We start from the raw sequence: 16,699 nt of genomic DNA, 5'->3' as shown, positions 1-16,699 counted from the left end.
GTGCGACTTAGTCGTATCCATACACATTTTTTTAATAATCGCACGGTGAATATTGGTCCTTCGCTACTCTATGAAGTTCAAGTGAAATGTGCCTTACTTTGGATAAGAGGAAAGGATATAATTTTAATAAAAGACAACTTAGAGTATACAATTTCACTCGCACATTTCCTCACTTTTTTTATCAATGAAACTTTTTTTATTTAGTAATTCTAACTAAAAATATTGCGTATTATAGGATTAATGCGCAATAACATAACACTCCTATTCATCGCCGTCTCACTCTAAAAACTTGTAATATTAATAATTGGTTGAAAATATTACTAGCAATTTAGTTGCTCTGGTGCGATTTAGATGCTTTCCGAATAGAATTGATAGCTAACTATGACCAGTTTTCTACCCTAAGTCATTTCAATTTTTAGCAAATCGATGCTCATAAGTAAGCAATTTCCTTGATTGTAGCGGAAGGGCGTCGACTCTTGCGGAGGCCAACAGGATGTTGGTCACGAAGGCGTTGAGGCCCACAGGAAGTGGGTCATGCAATCGTTGCCGCAGGACGCGGCGAACTTAGATTGCCTTCCTTTTGATGTGGCGCACTTAGCCTTCGTTCCTCTGTTGAGAAGATGATACATCACAACGAACGCGAAAGCGGCGGTGATGGCTAAACGCTCATGCCGTTGAACGCGTCCGCCCTGCAGCCGAAACCCTAGCGGAAACTCCATACGTAGAAAAACGTTTTGTGCTTTATGCATGAAACGTTTTTTTGCCACATATATTAGATTGCGAAGAAAGGAGACTATCCATGTCAAATCAACTTTATGAACAAATAGCAGAGCGAACTAATGGAGATGTGTATATTGGTGTTGTAGGTCCAGTCAGGGTAGGGAAATCTACTTTTGTCAAACGAGTAATGGAGCTCGTAGTCATTCCGAATATTCAAGATGAAGCGGAAAGAGTACGAGCGCAAGATGAGCTTCCGCAAAGTTCTCCAGGTAACGTCATCATGACCGCAGAACCTAAATTTGTCCCAGCACATGGAACGAATATTCACCTTGGAGAAGATCAATTACGACTGCAGATTCGATTAGTAGACTGTGTCGGCTACATGATCGATGGGATTAACACTGGTTCTGGTGAAGACGGACAGAAACTAGTGCACACACCTTGGCATAGTGAAGCAATTCCATTCGAAGAAGCAGCACGAATTGGTACAGATAAAGTAATTCGTGATCATTCAACGATTGGTATCGTTGTAACTACGGATGGTACCGTGAATAATATTCCGCGAAAAGCAGCGGAACATGCAGAAGAGCAAATAATTTCGCAGTTAAAAGAAATTGGTAAACCATTTGTTATTGTATTGAATAGCAAAACCCCAGGTCATATTGACACTATTCATCTGAGTGAGGAATTACAGAAAAAACATGAAGTGCCTGTAATAGCGGTTGCAGTGGACAGAATGACCGCGGAGGAAATTCAGTACATACTCCAACAAGCACTTTATGAATTTCCAATTACCGATATCGAAGTTGTAAAGCCGGATTGGACAGATGTACTGGAACCGGATCATTTTGTGAACAATGCAATCACTTCATCCTTACACGAATGGTTACAAATTGTGTCAAAAATGAAGGATGTAAAAGAACTTGCTACGCGTTTTAAACAAGTTCCATTTATTCAGTCAGCGGAAGTAGTAGAAGCAAATCCGGGTAGAGGATCAGCTTGTATTCAAATTGGATTAAAGCCAGAAGTGTTCCAAGAAGTATGTGATGAGTGGTTAGAAGAACCGATTCAAACCAAAAAAGACTGGCTTTTGTTCGTCAAAGATGCGTCTACGGCGAAAAAAGCATACAATAAATTTTCGGAAGCACTGGAAGCAGCTAAAAATCACGGGTACGGGGTATCGCTTCCTACCATTCAAGATTTTCAACCTTCCGCGCCAGAAATTATTAAACAAAATAATTTCTACGGGGTTAGCCTAAAAGCAAAAGCCGCTTCTCTTCACATAATTCGGGTTGATATGGAGGCAGAGTTTGCTCCGCTAATTGGTTCTGAATTCCATAGTCAGCAATTATTAAAAGATTTAAAGCATGGGTATTTGCATGACCGTGATGCATTGTGGCAAACACAAGTTTTCGGTACTTCCTTAGTTGAAGTGATGAAAGAAAGTTTGCGTTACAAAACAGAAAGCGTTTCTGCTGTTGCGAAGAACAGAATGCGACAAACAATCGAACGAATGGTAAATGAAGGCGATCGAGGAATGGTAACATTCATACTGTAAATCTGATACAGGGCTTTTCGCGACTATGCGAAAAGTCCTGTTATTTTATGAAATTCACGTTTTTTTAAGGAATCTTCCCTAAACACGTGTAAATAGTGTTGCGAAGCCATTTCTGTTGTGATACTCTTTTTAAAGAGTTAAAGCTATCTTCCTTTGAGAGGAGGTGAATGGTATGAATAAAACAGAATTAGTAAACGCTGTTGCAGAAGCTGCAGAACTTTCTAAAAAGGACGCATCTAAAGCTGTTGAAGCTGTATTTGAATCAATTCAAGCTGCTCTTGCAGATGGAGGTAAAGTTCAATTAATCGGTTTTGGTAACTTTGAGGTTCGTGAACGTGCAGCACGTAAAGGACGTAACCCTCAAACAGGTGAAGAAATCGACATCGCTGCTAGCAAGGTGCCTGCTTTTAAACCAGGTAAAGCACTTAAAGACGCAGTTAAATAACTGATGTTGTAGTACATAGAACGGTTATTGTGAAGCTTGCTTCATAGTAGCCGTTCTTTTCAATTACAACATGCAATAAATAGAAATCTCAATGATACATACATAAATCAATTCGCCTTGGCGTAATTGCGTCCATATTTTGAATTACTATTGAACCCTACAGGATGTAGGTCATGCAGTTGTTGCGATAAGGACGGTGCGCACTTAGATTACCTACCCTTATCCGGTGGGTGCTTAAACTTCTTGCTTAAACAAGTAAAAAATATTTATTAAATTTGATACGTATGCTAAGATGCTAATGGTATATATAGTTTGGTCTAGGGGGTTAACAGATGACGAGTGTCGATCTGAAAAAAATAGAAGAAGCAGTAAAAATGATTTTAGAAGCTGTTGGCGAAAATCCAGAAAGAGAAGGATTACTCGAAACACCAAAACGAGTTTCTAAAATGTATGCGGAAATGTTTGAAGGATTACATCAAGATCCAAAAGAATATTTTAAAACCGTATTTAACGAAGATCATGAAGAACTCGTGTTAGTAAAAGATATTCCTTTTTATTCCATGTGCGAGCATCATCTCGTTCCTTTTTACGGAAAAGCACATGTAGCATACATTCCACGCGATGGAGTCGTAACCGGATTAAGTAAATTAGCGAGAGCTGTCGAAACAACTGCAAGACGGCCACAACTGCAAGAGAGAATTACATCTAGTATTGCAGAAGATATTATGGAAATGTTAAATCCACACGGTGTTTACGTTGTCATTGAGGCAGAGCATATGTGTATGACGATGCGCGGGATTAAAAAACCAGGTGCCAAGACGGTAACGGCTGTTGCTAGAGGGATTTTGGAAACAGACGAAGTAAAGCGCTCCGAAATATTGTCTTTTATTCAGATGAAGTAACTGCTTTGGAGAATGTTTTAGAATATGGTATGATGAAAAAAGATTGTTCTGTAGAGGAGAATAAATTATGTCTAGTTCAGATTTTATCGTTATAAAAGCAGAAGAAGATGGTGTGCATGTTATTGGACTTACTCGTGGCACGGATACGAAATTCCATCATTCTGAAAAACTAGATACTGGTGAAGTGATGATTGCCCAATTTACAGAGCACACTTCCGCTATGAAAATTAGAGGTAAAGCATCTGTTCACACAGCAAACGGTGTCATTCAAAGTGAATCTAAAAAATAAAAGACCTACACTAAAGTAAGTAAGCGCGGTTGGGAAATGGAGTAAAGTGTATGAACGAATCAATGATCACACAACAGGTAGAACAATATAAAAGAGATATTCTCATGCAAACGCGGCAAAGTACTTTGTTAAACTATACAGGGGCTCCTATCATTGACGAAGAACGTTTGTTTTTTACACTTTTACCACTACTCAATGGGGAGGATTGGAACGAATCAGAAAGAATTTCTGTTATCGCCATTTCTCTTATTTTCTCGGCACTTGCTGCACATGATTTAGTGAAAGAACAAAATGCAACGTCAAGAGAACAGCAATTACAAGTGCTGGCAGGAGACTATTATAGTGGGAAATACTATCAGCTGTTAGCTAAAGATAAAAAGATAGATTTAATACGAATATTGTCAGAATGTGTCGCTTCAATTACCGAGCATAAAACGAGGTTCTATGATCAGCAAAACTATACGTTTGAACAACTAGTCGGGTCCATTCAACTGATTGAAAGTAAACCAATTGAACAGTTTATGGAATACTATTCTTTTCATGAATATGTATTCTTCATGAAAGAAGCTTTATTACTAGCTTCATTGAAAAAAGAGATTGCTGCTTACGAACGAATGGAAGTTACTTTATATATCAATAAGTCATCCGTTTTGAAATCGAATGTAAACTTACTTCATGCGGAGATAAAAAAAATAGAAAACAGTTTAATACATGACGTCCGTACTTCGGAGTTATTAAAAGATCATGTAAAACATGCAGTAGTAGAACGAGTAACGAAATGTTCGCTGGAAACGCAGTTGAGAGAAGGTTAAACAGTGGGGAAATCAAAAGAGCAACATGTACATGAAGTGTTTGAAAAAATATCAGATAACTATGATTCAATGAACTCTGTGATTAGTTTTCAACAACATAAAATTTGGCGTAGTGACACGATGAAAGCAATGCAAGTAAAACAAGGTAGTTTAGCATTAGACGTATGCTGCGGTACTGCCGACTGGACAATTGCATTAGCAGATGCAGTTGGACCAACCGGTTCCGTAAAAGGGCTAGATTTCAGCCAAAATATGTTGAATGTCGGGAAAGAAAAAGTAAAAGATATTCCTCAAATTGAATTATTGCAAGGCAATGCCATGGAGCTACCTTTTGAAGACAACACATTCGATTATGTCACTATTGGTTTCGGTCTTCGAAATGTGCCAGATTACAAACAAGTGCTTAGCGAGATGAATCGTGTGGCAAAACCTGGTGGTATGATTGTTTGTCTTGAAACATCACAACCAGACTCTAAATTATTCAATGCAGGATTTAGACTATATTTCCGTTATATAATGCCGATATTCGGTAAACTATTTGCGAAAAGTTATAAAGAGTATTCTTGGTTACAAGAGTCAGCTAAAGACTTTCCAAATAGAGCGGAACTTACGAATTTATTTGAACAAGTTGGCATGAATCGTATAACGAGTAAACCATATAGTGGCGGTGCAGCGGCAAGACATATTGGTTTCAAAAAAGATATTTAAGTGGGAGAAGGTTTGGATCTATGGATAAGATGAAGTTGAAATTACTTTATTCCGATTTAAAATCGGATTTAGAAGTCATAGAAAAAGAGCTAGCAGTAGCTGTGAATTCTTCCTCTCACTTATTGAATGAAGCTTCTCTTCATTTACTTCTCGCTGGAGGAAAACGAATTCGCCCCGTCTTTGTTTTACTTGCGTCGAAGTTTGGAAATTATTCGATTGAATCCATTAAAAATGTCGCAGTAGCAGTAGAACTGATACATATGGCGTCACTTGTGCATGACGACGTAATAGACGATGCAGAAACAAGAAGAGGTAGAGAAACAGTAAAAGCACAGTGGAATAATCGTGTCGCAATGTACACAGGCGATTTTCTCTTTGCAAAAGCAATGGAATACATAACAGAAGTACAAAATACATATGCACATGAAGTGTTATCTCACACCATGATTGAACTTTGCATCGGAGAGATTATTCAAGTGGAAGATAAGCGCTTGTTAGACCAAACGGTGCGAGATTATTTAAGAAGGATAAAGCGGAAAACCGCCATCTTAATCTCTGCAAGCTGTGAGCTAGGAGCTATTGCATCTGGAACGGATCCTAAAACAGTCAGGCATTTAAAGCTCTTTGGCTATTATGTTGGGATGTCATTCCAAATTATAGATGATATATTAGACATTGTTTCGACAGATGAACAATTAGGTAAACCGGCTGGGAGTGATTTGTTACAAGGGAATATTACATTACCCGTGCTATATGCAAAAGATGAACCTGCCATAGCCCCTTTACTTCATTCGATGTTTGAAGGAACCATTTCTTTTGAAGATCAACAAAATCTATTAAAAGAAATTCGAAACTCAGATGGAATTACAAAGGCAAAACAAGTTAGTAACATGTATTTACAAAAAGCATTAAACGAAGTGAAGCAATTACCTGAGAATTCTGCTAAAAAATCATTGCAAAATATTGCGTTGTTTATGAGTAAGCGTAAGTTTTAATTGAAAAAGCTAGCTCATAGTGATACTATTTTTAACGGTGGCAAATTTAGCCCATTATATTTATTTGAGGAGTGTTAATCATGGAAAAAACATTTTTAATGGTAAAACCTGATGGCGTACAACGTAACTTAATCGGTGAAATCGTAAGTCGTTTTGAGAAAAAAGGATATCAATTAGTTGGAGCAAAATTAATGCAAATTCCTGCTGAATTAGCAGAACAACATTACGGAGAACATAAAGAACGCCCATTCTTCGGAGAACTAGTTGAATTCATCACTTCTGGACCAGTTTTCGCAATGGTTTGGGAAGGCGAAAACGTTATCTCAACAGCTCGTCTTATGATGGGTGCTACAAACCCTAAAGAATCAGCTCCAGGAACAATCCGCGGAGACTTCGCAGTAACTGTTGGTAAAAACATTATCCACGGTTCTGACTCACCAGAAAGCGCTGAACGCGAAATCGGTCTATTCTTCAAACAAGAAGAACTAGTAGCATACGCAAAAGACGCTAACAACTGGATTAATTAATTATTACGTATTAAGGGTATATTAGATGTAATTGTTGATTTTGACACTCTTTATTTGATTGGAGTGAAGGGCGGCGACTCCTACGGGATGAGTGAGTCAGATTAGCCATCACAACGAACGCGAAGCGGCGGTGATGGCTAATCGCTCACCCCGTGGAAAGCGTCCGCCTGTAACGGAAATCAACAGAATATACTAATGTAGCCAAATTTATAAGAGACAGACAAGTGTTCACATTTGTCTGTCTTTTTCTATATTCGAAATGGACTGATTGCGATATACTATACATAGGTCTTTGGAAAGGAACGATGTCAGTTGCCAGATTATATTAAATTTGTAGATTCCGTAAAACGAAAAACAGGAATTGATCTTGCTGCATATAAAGAAGCACAAATGAAACGACGCCTTACTTCTTTATATGAAAAAAAAGGGTTTAAAAACTTTGTCGATTTCTTTCAAGCATTAGACAAAGACAGAGATTTATTGAATGAGTTTCTAGATAGAATGACGATTAATGTGTCCGAATTTTATCGAAATGCAAAACGGTGGGATGTTTTAGAACAAAAAATATTTCCAAAACTACTTGCCGACAACAGACGCTTAAAAATATGGAGTGCCGCTTGTTCGACTGGGGAAGAACCATATACGACTGCTATGGTGCTATCCAATCACCAAACACTTTCGCAAATCTCTGTTCTTGCGACAGATTTAGATGAAAATGCAATCGGGCGTGCGAAAGTAGGGATTTATCCGGAGCGTTCGCTTGCGGAAGTTCCAGCGAATATGAAGTCGAAATATTTTGAGAAACAAGCTGCCTTTTATAAAGTGGACGGTGCCATTAAAAAGACGGTTACATTTAAAAAACATAATTTGTTAAAGGATACATATGATAAGAATTTTGATTTGATTATTTGTCGAAACGTGATGATTTATTTTACGGAGGAAGCGAAAGATCTAATATATCAAAACTTTAGTAACTCACTTAAGCCGGGTGGCATTCTATTCGTCGGTAGTACAGAACAGATTTTCAATCCGGGGAAATATGGATTTGAAACGGAAGATACATTTTTTTATCGAAAGAAATAAACTGATTTCTTCTATACTTTGAAATAGATTTTATGTTATAGTGGAATATAAATACTTTAGCGAGTTGAAGGGGGAAAGCGTTGTGCGTTATTTAACAGCAGGTGAGTCACATGGACCACAACTTACAGCAATAATTGAAGGGTTACCAGCCCAGTTAGAAATTACGAGTGAACAGATAAATAAAGAATTGAAACGTCGCCAAGGCGGCCATGGTCGTGGAAGAAGAATGCAGATTGAAAAGGATACTGTAGCCATTACTGCAGGCGTACGCCACGGAAAAGCACTAGGATCACCGGTTTGTCTTGTAGTAAACAACGACGACTGGAAACATTGGACGAATATTATGGGCATTGAACCACTAGGTGAAGAAATTGATCCGGAGGATATTAAACGACAAATTACGAGACCACGTCCAGGACATGCCGATTTAGTCGGAGGTATGAAATATGGTCATCGTGATTTACGTAACGTACTAGAGCGTTCTTCTGCGCGTGAAACGACTGTACGAGTTGCAGTAGGAGCAGTAGCAAAGCAATTATTAAACGAGTTAGGCATCTCGATTGTTGCCCATGTAACGAAAATAGGTGGGATCGAAGCGAACTTGGATTTAACTACCGGCAAAACAATCGAAGAGATTCGTGAAATTGTCGAAGCGGACCCAGTCTATTGTTTGGATTCTGAAGCTTCAGAAAAAATGGTAGAAGCGATTGACAATGCGAAAAAAGCAGGAGATACAATCGGTGGTGTCGTTGAGGTGATTATTTCCGGTATGCCTGCAGGTGTAGGAAGCTATGTTCACTATGACCGCAAACTTGACGCGAAACTGGCCATGGCCATGATGAGTATTAATGCATTTAAAGGGGTAGAGATTGGGTTAGGATTTGAAATGGCGAATTTATTCGGTAGTCAAGTACATGATCAAATTTCTTGGAGTGAAGAAGAGGGTTATACCCGTGATACGAACCGTTTAGGCGGTTTAGAAGGTGGTATGTCCACTGGAATGCCAATCGTTGTACGAGGTGTTATGAAGCCAATTCCGACCCTTTATAAGCCATTACAAAGTGTCGATATCGATACAAAAGAACCGTTTAAAGCAAGTATTGAACGATCAGACAGTTGTGCAGTTCCAGCAGCTTCCGTTGTTGCTGAAGCGGTTATTGCATGGGAAATTGCGCAAGCCGTATTAGATACATTTAATGGCGATAAAATGGATTCTTTAAAAGCGGAAATAGAAAGACATCGAGCTTATACAAAGGGGTTTTAAGTGTGAATATCCCGGTAAAAACAACCGATGCTTCGTATGAAGTGCATTTAGGAGAAAATATACTACAAGATTTTTGCGTACAGTATAAAGCTGCTCTAGAAGAAGCAGATCAATTAGTCATTATTACGGACGAGCATGTTTGGAGTTTACATGAACAATATGTTCGCGAACATTTTATGTTCCCATTTAAAGTATATATTGTGCCAAATGGAGAAGCGTGTAAAACGTTTGACTCGTATTTTGATGTTCAAACATTTTTATTGCAACAAAATTGTTCAAGAAATTCTGTTCTATTTGCATTAGGTGGTGGAGCGGTAGGGGATTTGACTGGGTTTGTTGCCGCTACTTTTATGCGGGGCATTCCATTTTATCAAATACCGACGACCATATTAGCGCATGATAGTGCAGTTGGTGGAAAGACGGCCATTAATCATCCTAATGGGAAGAATATGATTGGCGCCTTTTATCAACCAAAAGCGGTCATTTACGACTTTCATTTTTTAGCTACTTTACCAGTAGCGGAAGTACGTTCGGGACTTTCAGAAGTGATTAAACATGCGCTGATTAGTGATGCTGAGTGGGTGAATGATTTTTTTGCACTACTTAACATCGAATCTATCGACAAAGAAACATTATTGCAATGGATTGAAAAAGGGATTCGTGTCAAAGCGCATATTGTGGAACTTGATGAAAAAGAGCAATCATTCCGCAAATATTTAAATTTTGGCCATACCTATGGACATGCGATTGAAGCTACTGTTGGCTACGGGAAAATTACGCACGGCGAAGCAGTGATGATTGGAATGATTCCTGCTTTAATGTTAAGTGAAATGCATGGAAATGTGGAAGCAGGATATGCCAAAAAAGTATATGAACTTGCTACTAGACTAGGATACAAATTTCAACATGTTCTTGATTGTTCGTTTGATCAATTAGCTGGATTTATGTTAAAAGACAAGAAAACGACGAATGGGGAACTCCATTTTGCATTACTGCAAGCGATTGGAGAGCCATTTGTTCAAGTGGTTTTAATGGGCGATGTGCAAAATTGCGACGAGCAGTTGAGAAAGTGGATTAAGGAGTGATTAGATGATCAGGGGAGTAAGAGGAGCAACAACTGTAACGGCCGATTCAAATGAAGAAGTATTGCTAGAAACTAGCCGTCTTGTACAAGAAATGGCTAAAGCGAATGACGTACAGCCAGAAGACATTGCATCGGTCATTATTTCAACGACGACTGATATTACTTCTGCATTTCCTGCAAGGGCAGTGAGAAGTTTAGAAGGATGGGCATATGTACCAGTAATGTGTACACATGAAATGGATGTTCCAAATGCGTTAGAAAAATGTGTGAGGCTTTTAATGCATATTAATACAAAAAAAGAGCAACGAGATATCCAACACATCTATTTAAATAATGCAGTTACATTAAGACCAGATCTAGTGAAATAACATATAGAAACGAGGACCTATGAGATGAAATTCAAAAAACAAATTGCTGGCTTACAAGCATACCAACCAGGAAAAACTACAGACGAAGTAAAAAAAATGTTCAACTTAAGTACAGTGACAAAACTTGCATCCAATGAGAATCCATACGGAGCTTCTCCTAAAGTTAAAGCGTATTTAGATAGTGCTACGATCGATTATGCTATTTACCCGGATGGTTACGCGTCAAAACTTCGCACGGCTGTAGCAAAGCATGTAAATGTTTCAGAAAAACAATTACTTTTTGGAAATGGTTCAGACGAGAATATTTTAATCGTTTCAAGAGCACTTCTACAACCAGGTTTAAATACAGTCGTTGCAGATATTACATTTGGTCAATATAAGCATAATGCAATTGTAGAAGGAGCAGAAGTTCGTACGGTTCCTTTACTTGAAAATGGTGAACATGATTTAGATAAAATGGCAGAAGCAGTCGATGAAAATACCGCAATCGTATGGATTTGTAATCCGAATAATCCAACAGGAACTCTTATTGCTAGCGATAAAATTAAAGCATTCGTTGAGAGAGTACCGAATGATGTATTAATCGTGCTAGATGAAGCTTATACAGAATACATAACAGATGAAACGTACGAAGATTCGATTCATTTATTGGATCAACACTCAAATGTTTTAATCATGCGTACTTTCTCCAAAGCATACGGCTTAGCAAGTTTCCGTGTAGGTTATGCAATTGGTTCAGAAGAAGTAATTAGTCAATTAGAGCCAACGCGCGAGCCATTTAATAACACGGTATTAAGCCAAGAAGTCGCAATTATCGGGCTAGAAGATCAAGCGTTTATCGAGGAATGTAAAGGGAAGAATAACGCTGGAAAAGCACAGTTCGAGGCATATAGTAAGGAACGGAATCTCGATTTATATCCTTCTCACACCAATTTCGTATTAATGGAAGTGAAGGCTGATAGTGATGTGGTGTTCCAAGGATTGATGAAACGTGGATTTATCGTGCGTAGTGGAAATGCTCTAGGTAAACCGGGATACCTTCGAATTACAATTGGTACGGAAGAACAAAATACAGAACTATTACAAAAACTAGATGAAGTGCTAAAAGAGGAAGGCGTACTGTAATGAAACAAACAGTTTTCATCATAGGACTTGGTCTAATAGGTGGCTCGTTAGCGCTTGGTTTAAAAAGAAATAATGACGTAAAGATTATTGGATATGACGCAAATACTCATGCACTTCGAACAGCAAAAAGGATTGGTGTCATCGATGAGATGGCAGTTTATATGAAAGACGCTGCAGGATTTGCAGATATCATTATATTCGCTACTCCTGTAAATGAAACAATTCGATTGATGAACGAGTTGTCACACTGGCAACTCAAAAAACATGTGATTGTAACAGATACCGGTAGTACCAAAAACGAAATCATGAAAGCTGCTTTAACTTTAAAAGAGCAAGGTATTACGTTTATCGGTGGTCATCCAATGGCCGGCTCACATAAAAGTGGGGTAGAAGCAGCTAGAGCGCATCTTTTTGAAAATGCGTATTATTTGCTCACCCCATTTCCAAATGAAAATAAAGAAGAAGTAAATATACTCACCAATTTACTGCAAGTGACAAAAGCAAAGATCGTGCAAGTGAATGCAGAAGAGCATGATCATATGACTGCTGTTGTTAGTCACTTCCCGCATTTAGTTGCTGCTTCACTCGTCCATCAACTTGCCGGTGAAAATGAACGATATCCTTTCACAAAGCAACTTGCAGCAGGTGGATTTCGTGATATAACTAGAATCGCTTCGTCAAACCCTATTATGTGGCGAGACATTACGGTTCAAAATCGACTAGAGCTTAGTAACCAACTGCAAATGTGGACGGAAGAAATGATTAGGCTCCAAAATTTATTGCTTCACGCCGATGAAAAAGATATTGAAAGTTATTTTCAAACGGCCAAAAAAGTTCGAGATGAATTGCCAATTACGGCACAAGGTGCGATGTTCACTGTATATGACTTGTATGTGGATGTTCCCGATTATCCGGGGGTTATTTCGGAAGTCACAGGCTATCTAGCAAAAGATCGTATTAGTATTACAAATTTGCGAATTGTCGAAACTCGTGTAGACGTTTTTGGTATTTTGGTCATTAGTTTTCAAACGATAGAAGATCGTGCAAAAGCAGTAGAATGCATTGCGAAGAATACAACATTTGAAACGTATATTTCTTAGGAGGGTAATCATTATGGGGAAAATATTAGATTATGCACAGCCTTCCCTACAAGGTACTTTGCGAATTCCTGGGGATAAGTCTGTATCTCATCGTTCCATTATGTTTGGGGCAATCGCAAAAGGGACAACAACTGTCGAAGGCTTTTTACAAAGTGATGATTGCTTGGCAACAATCGATTGCTTCCAAAAGCTTGGAGTTGAAGTATCGGTAGATGAAGAAAACGTACAAATTAAAAGTGATGGTATTGGTGCGTGGCAAGAACCGACTGAAATTTTATATACGGGTAACTCGGGAACAACGACTAGACTTATGCTTGGCATTTTAGCAGGTTCAAATGTTTCATCTGTGTTAATCGGGGATGAGTCTATCCAGAAACGTCCGATGAAACGGGTTACTGCACCGTTAAAACAAATGGGAGCTCATTTTATTGGTAGGGATGATGCACAATTTACACCAATTGCCGTGGAAGGAACGAAATTAGAGTCGATCCACTACAAAATGCCAGTAGCTAGTGCCCAAGTGAAATCTGCCATTTTATTAGCCGCATTACATGCTAATGGGGAAACAGTTATAGAAGAAATCGAAACTTCTCGTGATCACACAGAAAAAATGCTACAACATTTTGGAGCGGAGGTCACGGTGGATAACAAAACTATTCGACTGCAAGGTGGACAAAAACTTACCGGAACACACGTCGTGGTACCAGGTGATATTTCGTCTGCAGCATTCTTTTTAGTTGCAGGAGCAATTGTCCCTAATAGTAAGCTAACATTAACGAATGTAGGCTTAAACAAAACGAGAACCGGTATAATTGATGTACTTCAAGCAATGGGGGCAAGTTTGTCGATCAATGATTCAGAAAATACGAGCCATGAAGAAATGGGAACAATCGAAATTGAGACTTCCTCGCTAAAAGGTACGGAAATAGGTGGAGATTTAATTCCTCGACTCATTGATGAAATTCCAATCATTGCCTTACTTGCAACGCAGGCGGAAGGTAAAACAGTCATTAAAAACGCTGAAGAGCTAAAAGTAAAAGAAACGAACCGAATTGATGCGGTCGTAAATGAACTTAAAAAGCTCGGAGCGGACATTACTGCAACGGATGATGGAATGATCATCCAAGGACCAACACCTCTTCGTGGGGGCGAATTATTGTCGTATGGCGATCACCGCATTGGAATGATGGCAGCAATTGCATCTTTAATTACATCAAGTGCTGTAACGTTAGATGATCCAGAATGCATCGCTGTATCTTACCCGAACTTTTTTGAACAATTGGATAGTGTGACATTCAGTAAATAAATATTAACAGACCAAGGACGAGTTCAGTCGTTTCTTGGTCTGTTTTTTTCATTATGGAACCTAGCAATACAAGAAAGCTTGCTATGATATCCCCAAATTGTAGTAAAAATGAGTCTAAATCCAAGCTTATTTACTCATTTATTTATTAGAATTGTAGAAATACTTTCCTTTTATAGTTCTTTGTGCTACCTTTGTATAGGTGCATTTTCGCTACTTTAGACATAACTAATAGTAGGTTTGAATGAGTTGAAAAATTAATATAAAAAGTGTTGAGGTGTTTTTACATGAAATGGACGATTAACAAAAAATTGCTTAGTGGATTTTCTGCAGTTCTACTTTTATTAGTCATAATGATTGGTATTAGCTACAGCCAAATTACAACTTTGAATAATTCATATACTGATTTAGTAGATGATAAAGCAATGAAAGCAGTTGAAATTAAGGAGTTGCAAGTGGCTGTCAAACAAGAAATAATTGCGATGAGAGGCTATCTTATGGTAGGAGATGATCTATCCCTCCAAGACTACACTAACGCTGTTGCTAATTTTAAAGAATCATATGATGCGTTATATTCAAAATTTAAACTGCCAGTAGCGATTAATATGTTAGAAGATATCGATAAGATTGAAACTGAGTATGTACAGTTCACAGAGAAGGTATTTAATCTAAAAAAGCAGAATAAAAATAAGGAATATGAGGCACTTGTTTCTTCGGAAGGAAGAGATATTGTAGTCAGACTTGACGAGGCAGTAGCTAAACTTTCAGACTTTCAACATGATTTATTAGTCGATGGTAGTGCTAATAACACGAAAATGGTAAAAAATACAATCGTACTAGTCTTAGCAATAGGAATTATTGCAGTTCTAGTTGGAATCGCCATAGCACTTATTATGGGGCGTATTATTTCTAATCCTGTTATTGCATTAGCCAACTCCGCCAAAAAAATGGCAGATGGAGATCTTTCTGTTGAAATGGTAAAAGTGAAAAACAAAGATGAAATTGGTGAACTTGTTGGTTCCTTTAATCATATGGCTGAAAATCTTCGGACGGTAATTGAACAAGTCAGTATGAACTCAAATCATGTAGCATCGTCCGCAGAGGAACTAACCGCTAGTGCTGAACAGACATCCCAAGCAACCGAACAGATTGCAACATCTATTCAGGATATCGCTAGTGGTTCAGAGACACAAGTTAACACTGCCAATGAATCTTCTGAAGCAATGAAAGAAATGGCTATTGGAATTCAACAAGTAGCAGAAACCTCATCCAATGTTTCTGAATCGGCAATTGAAACAAATAGAGAAGCTAACTTGGGGAATGAATCACTTCAACAAATGATTCAACAAATGGATGCCATTCACAACGCTGTAGCTGATTCTGCTTTGAGTATAAAAAAATTAGGTAATCTTTCTCAGGAAATAGGCAATATTATTGCAGTTATAACTGGAATAGCGGACCAAACAAATTTATTGGCACTTAATGCAGCAATAGAAGCTGCTCGTGCTGGAGAACATGGACAAGGATTTGCTGTAGTTGCAGACGAAGTTCGTAAACTTGCAGAACAGTCAAGAGACTCAGCAGACCAAATAGCAGGAATAATAAACCAAATCCAAAAAGATACTACCGAAGCAGTAAACGTAATGGAAATTGGCACGAAAGAAGTAGCTGCCGGTAAGGTAATTGTAGATAAAACTGGAATACGTTTTGAAAAGATTTTACATTCCATTGAACAAGTTACCGCTCAAATTCAGGAAGTTTCTGCTATTTCTGAAGAAATGTCCGCAAGTGTAGAAGAAGTGAACGCTTCGATTGAAGAAATGGCAAATATTGCACAATACTCTGCTTCTAATACACAAAACGTAGCTTCTGCTTCAGAAGAGCAACTTGCATCTATGGAAGAAATTACAGCTTCTGCAACTAATTTATCCAAAATGGCAGAGGATCTACAAGTTATAGTAAATCAATTCAAACTGTAATAAATACTAAGATTATCCTGAATTAATCAGTAATCACACAAAAACAGCTATTAAACAACTAGCTGTAGAATACTCGGGATATCAAGTTAGTGAATTAAAGAAATGTTGAAGGAACTGGAAGCTTCTATAAAAGCTGTTGAACAATTAACAGCGACAGAGGATTTTCTATCCATAATAGCGTGAATTCGTATTGCAAGAAAGTAATACTGTTAGACTCTATGTTGATTGTAGCGGAAGGCAGCGATTCTGGCAGAGGCTAAACAGGATGTAGGTCACGAATGCGCCTGTGCCCACAGGACGTGGGTCATGCTCCTGCGGTTACTCGTCGTAGAAAGACATTGCAATCGTTGCCGCAGGACGCGGCGAACTTAGATTGTCTTCCGTTCGATATGGCGCTCTTAGCCTTCGTTCCTCTTTTGACACAGATGGTCCATCGC

General features: G+C 38.4%; 16 protein-coding genes. All 16 read left to right on the top strand.

The genetic code is table 11. The features are described 5' to 3' along the window. Nucleotides 1-799: 799 nt before the first annotated feature. The 16 genes from spoIVA (at nucleotide 800) to BMZ04_RS15495 (ending at nucleotide 16,262) form a co-directional block, all read left to right on the top strand. Complete coding sequence (spoIVA, locus tag BMZ04_RS15570) at nucleotides 800-2,278, top strand: stage IV sporulation protein A (protein WP_093273154.1); 1,479 nt, start codon at nucleotides 800-802, stop codon at nucleotides 2,276-2,278. 172 nt (nucleotides 2,279-2,450) lie between these two features. Beyond that, on the top strand, nucleotides 2,451-2,723 hold the full coding sequence (locus BMZ04_RS15565) for an HU family DNA-binding protein (RefSeq protein WP_093273151.1): 273 nt from the start codon (nucleotides 2,451-2,453) through the stop codon (nucleotides 2,721-2,723). Nucleotides 2,724-3,055: 332 nt separating this feature from the next. After that, the gene (gene folE / locus BMZ04_RS15560) at nucleotides 3,056-3,625 is read left to right on the top strand and encodes a GTP cyclohydrolase I FolE (protein ID WP_093273148.1); all 570 of its coding nucleotides are present in this window, start codon (nucleotides 3,056-3,058) and stop codon (nucleotides 3,623-3,625) included. A 67-nt stretch (nucleotides 3,626-3,692) separates the two neighbouring features. Beyond that, the gene (mtrB, locus tag BMZ04_RS15555) at nucleotides 3,693-3,914 is read left to right on the top strand and encodes a trp RNA-binding attenuation protein MtrB (RefSeq protein ID WP_093273145.1); all 222 of its coding nucleotides are present in this window, start codon (nucleotides 3,693-3,695) and stop codon (nucleotides 3,912-3,914) included. Between the two features lie 50 nt (nucleotides 3,915-3,964). Further along, complete coding sequence (locus tag BMZ04_RS15550; protein ID WP_093273142.1) at nucleotides 3,965-4,726, top strand: heptaprenyl diphosphate synthase component 1; 762 nt, start codon at nucleotides 3,965-3,967, stop codon at nucleotides 4,724-4,726. Nucleotides 4,727-4,729: 3 nt separating this feature from the next. Further along, on the top strand, nucleotides 4,730-5,434 hold the full coding sequence (locus tag BMZ04_RS15545) for a demethylmenaquinone methyltransferase (RefSeq protein WP_093273139.1): 705 nt from the start codon (nucleotides 4,730-4,732) through the stop codon (nucleotides 5,432-5,434). 20 nt (nucleotides 5,435-5,454) lie between these two features. Continuing rightward, complete coding sequence (hepT, locus tag BMZ04_RS15540) at nucleotides 5,455-6,429, top strand: heptaprenyl diphosphate synthase component II (RefSeq protein ID WP_093273135.1); 975 nt, start codon at nucleotides 5,455-5,457, stop codon at nucleotides 6,427-6,429. A gap of 80 nt (nucleotides 6,430-6,509) precedes the next feature. Beyond that, nucleotides 6,510-6,956 (top strand): nucleoside-diphosphate kinase, encoded by a 447-nt coding sequence (gene ndk, locus BMZ04_RS15535; RefSeq protein WP_093273131.1) that lies wholly within the window; start codon nucleotides 6,510-6,512, stop codon nucleotides 6,954-6,956. Between the two features lie 312 nt (nucleotides 6,957-7,268). Next, complete coding sequence (locus BMZ04_RS15530) at nucleotides 7,269-8,039, top strand: CheR family methyltransferase (RefSeq protein WP_093273124.1); 771 nt, start codon at nucleotides 7,269-7,271, stop codon at nucleotides 8,037-8,039. Nucleotides 8,040-8,121: 82 nt separating this feature from the next. Next, nucleotides 8,122-9,303 carry a chorismate synthase gene (aroC, locus tag BMZ04_RS15525; protein WP_093273121.1) on the top strand — a complete coding sequence of 394 codons (1,182 nt, stop codon included), beginning with the start codon at nucleotides 8,122-8,124 and terminating at the stop codon, nucleotides 9,301-9,303. A gap of 2 nt (nucleotides 9,304-9,305) precedes the next feature. After that, nucleotides 9,306-10,388, top strand: a complete 1,083-nt coding sequence (gene aroB, locus BMZ04_RS15520) for a 3-dehydroquinate synthase (RefSeq protein ID WP_093273117.1) — start codon at nucleotides 9,306-9,308, stop codon at nucleotides 10,386-10,388. Nucleotides 10,389-10,392: 4 nt separating this feature from the next. After that, complete coding sequence (gene aroH / locus BMZ04_RS15515; protein WP_093273114.1) at nucleotides 10,393-10,755, top strand: chorismate mutase; 363 nt, start codon at nucleotides 10,393-10,395, stop codon at nucleotides 10,753-10,755. A 24-nt stretch (nucleotides 10,756-10,779) separates the two neighbouring features. Beyond that, on the top strand, nucleotides 10,780-11,880 hold the full coding sequence (gene hisC, locus BMZ04_RS15510; RefSeq protein ID WP_093273110.1) for a histidinol-phosphate transaminase: 1,101 nt from the start codon (nucleotides 10,780-10,782) through the stop codon (nucleotides 11,878-11,880). Then, on the top strand, nucleotides 11,880-12,980 hold the full coding sequence (locus tag BMZ04_RS15505) for a prephenate dehydrogenase (RefSeq protein ID WP_093273106.1): 1,101 nt from the start codon (nucleotides 11,880-11,882) through the stop codon (nucleotides 12,978-12,980). The genes hisC and BMZ04_RS15505 overlap by 1 nt, the downstream gene beginning before the upstream one ends. A gap of 13 nt (nucleotides 12,981-12,993) precedes the next feature. Beyond that, nucleotides 12,994-14,286: a 3-phosphoshikimate 1-carboxyvinyltransferase gene (gene aroA, locus BMZ04_RS15500; protein ID WP_093273102.1), complete on the top strand. Its 1,293-nt coding sequence runs from the start codon at nucleotides 12,994-12,996 to the stop codon at nucleotides 14,284-14,286. A 284-nt stretch (nucleotides 14,287-14,570) separates the two neighbouring features. Then, a complete protein-coding gene (locus tag BMZ04_RS15495; RefSeq protein ID WP_093273096.1) occupies nucleotides 14,571-16,262 on the top strand; it encodes a methyl-accepting chemotaxis protein in 1,692 nt (563 codons plus the stop codon). Nucleotides 16,263-16,699 lie beyond the last annotated feature (437 nt).

It is taken from the genome of Psychrobacillus sp. OK032, from assembly GCF_900111345.1.
Taxonomy (GTDB): domain Bacteria; phylum Bacillota; class Bacilli; order Bacillales_A; family Planococcaceae; genus Psychrobacillus.
The sequence above is the reverse complement of the archived record's forward strand: the minus strand, read 5'-3'. Positions and strand labels throughout refer to the sequence as shown.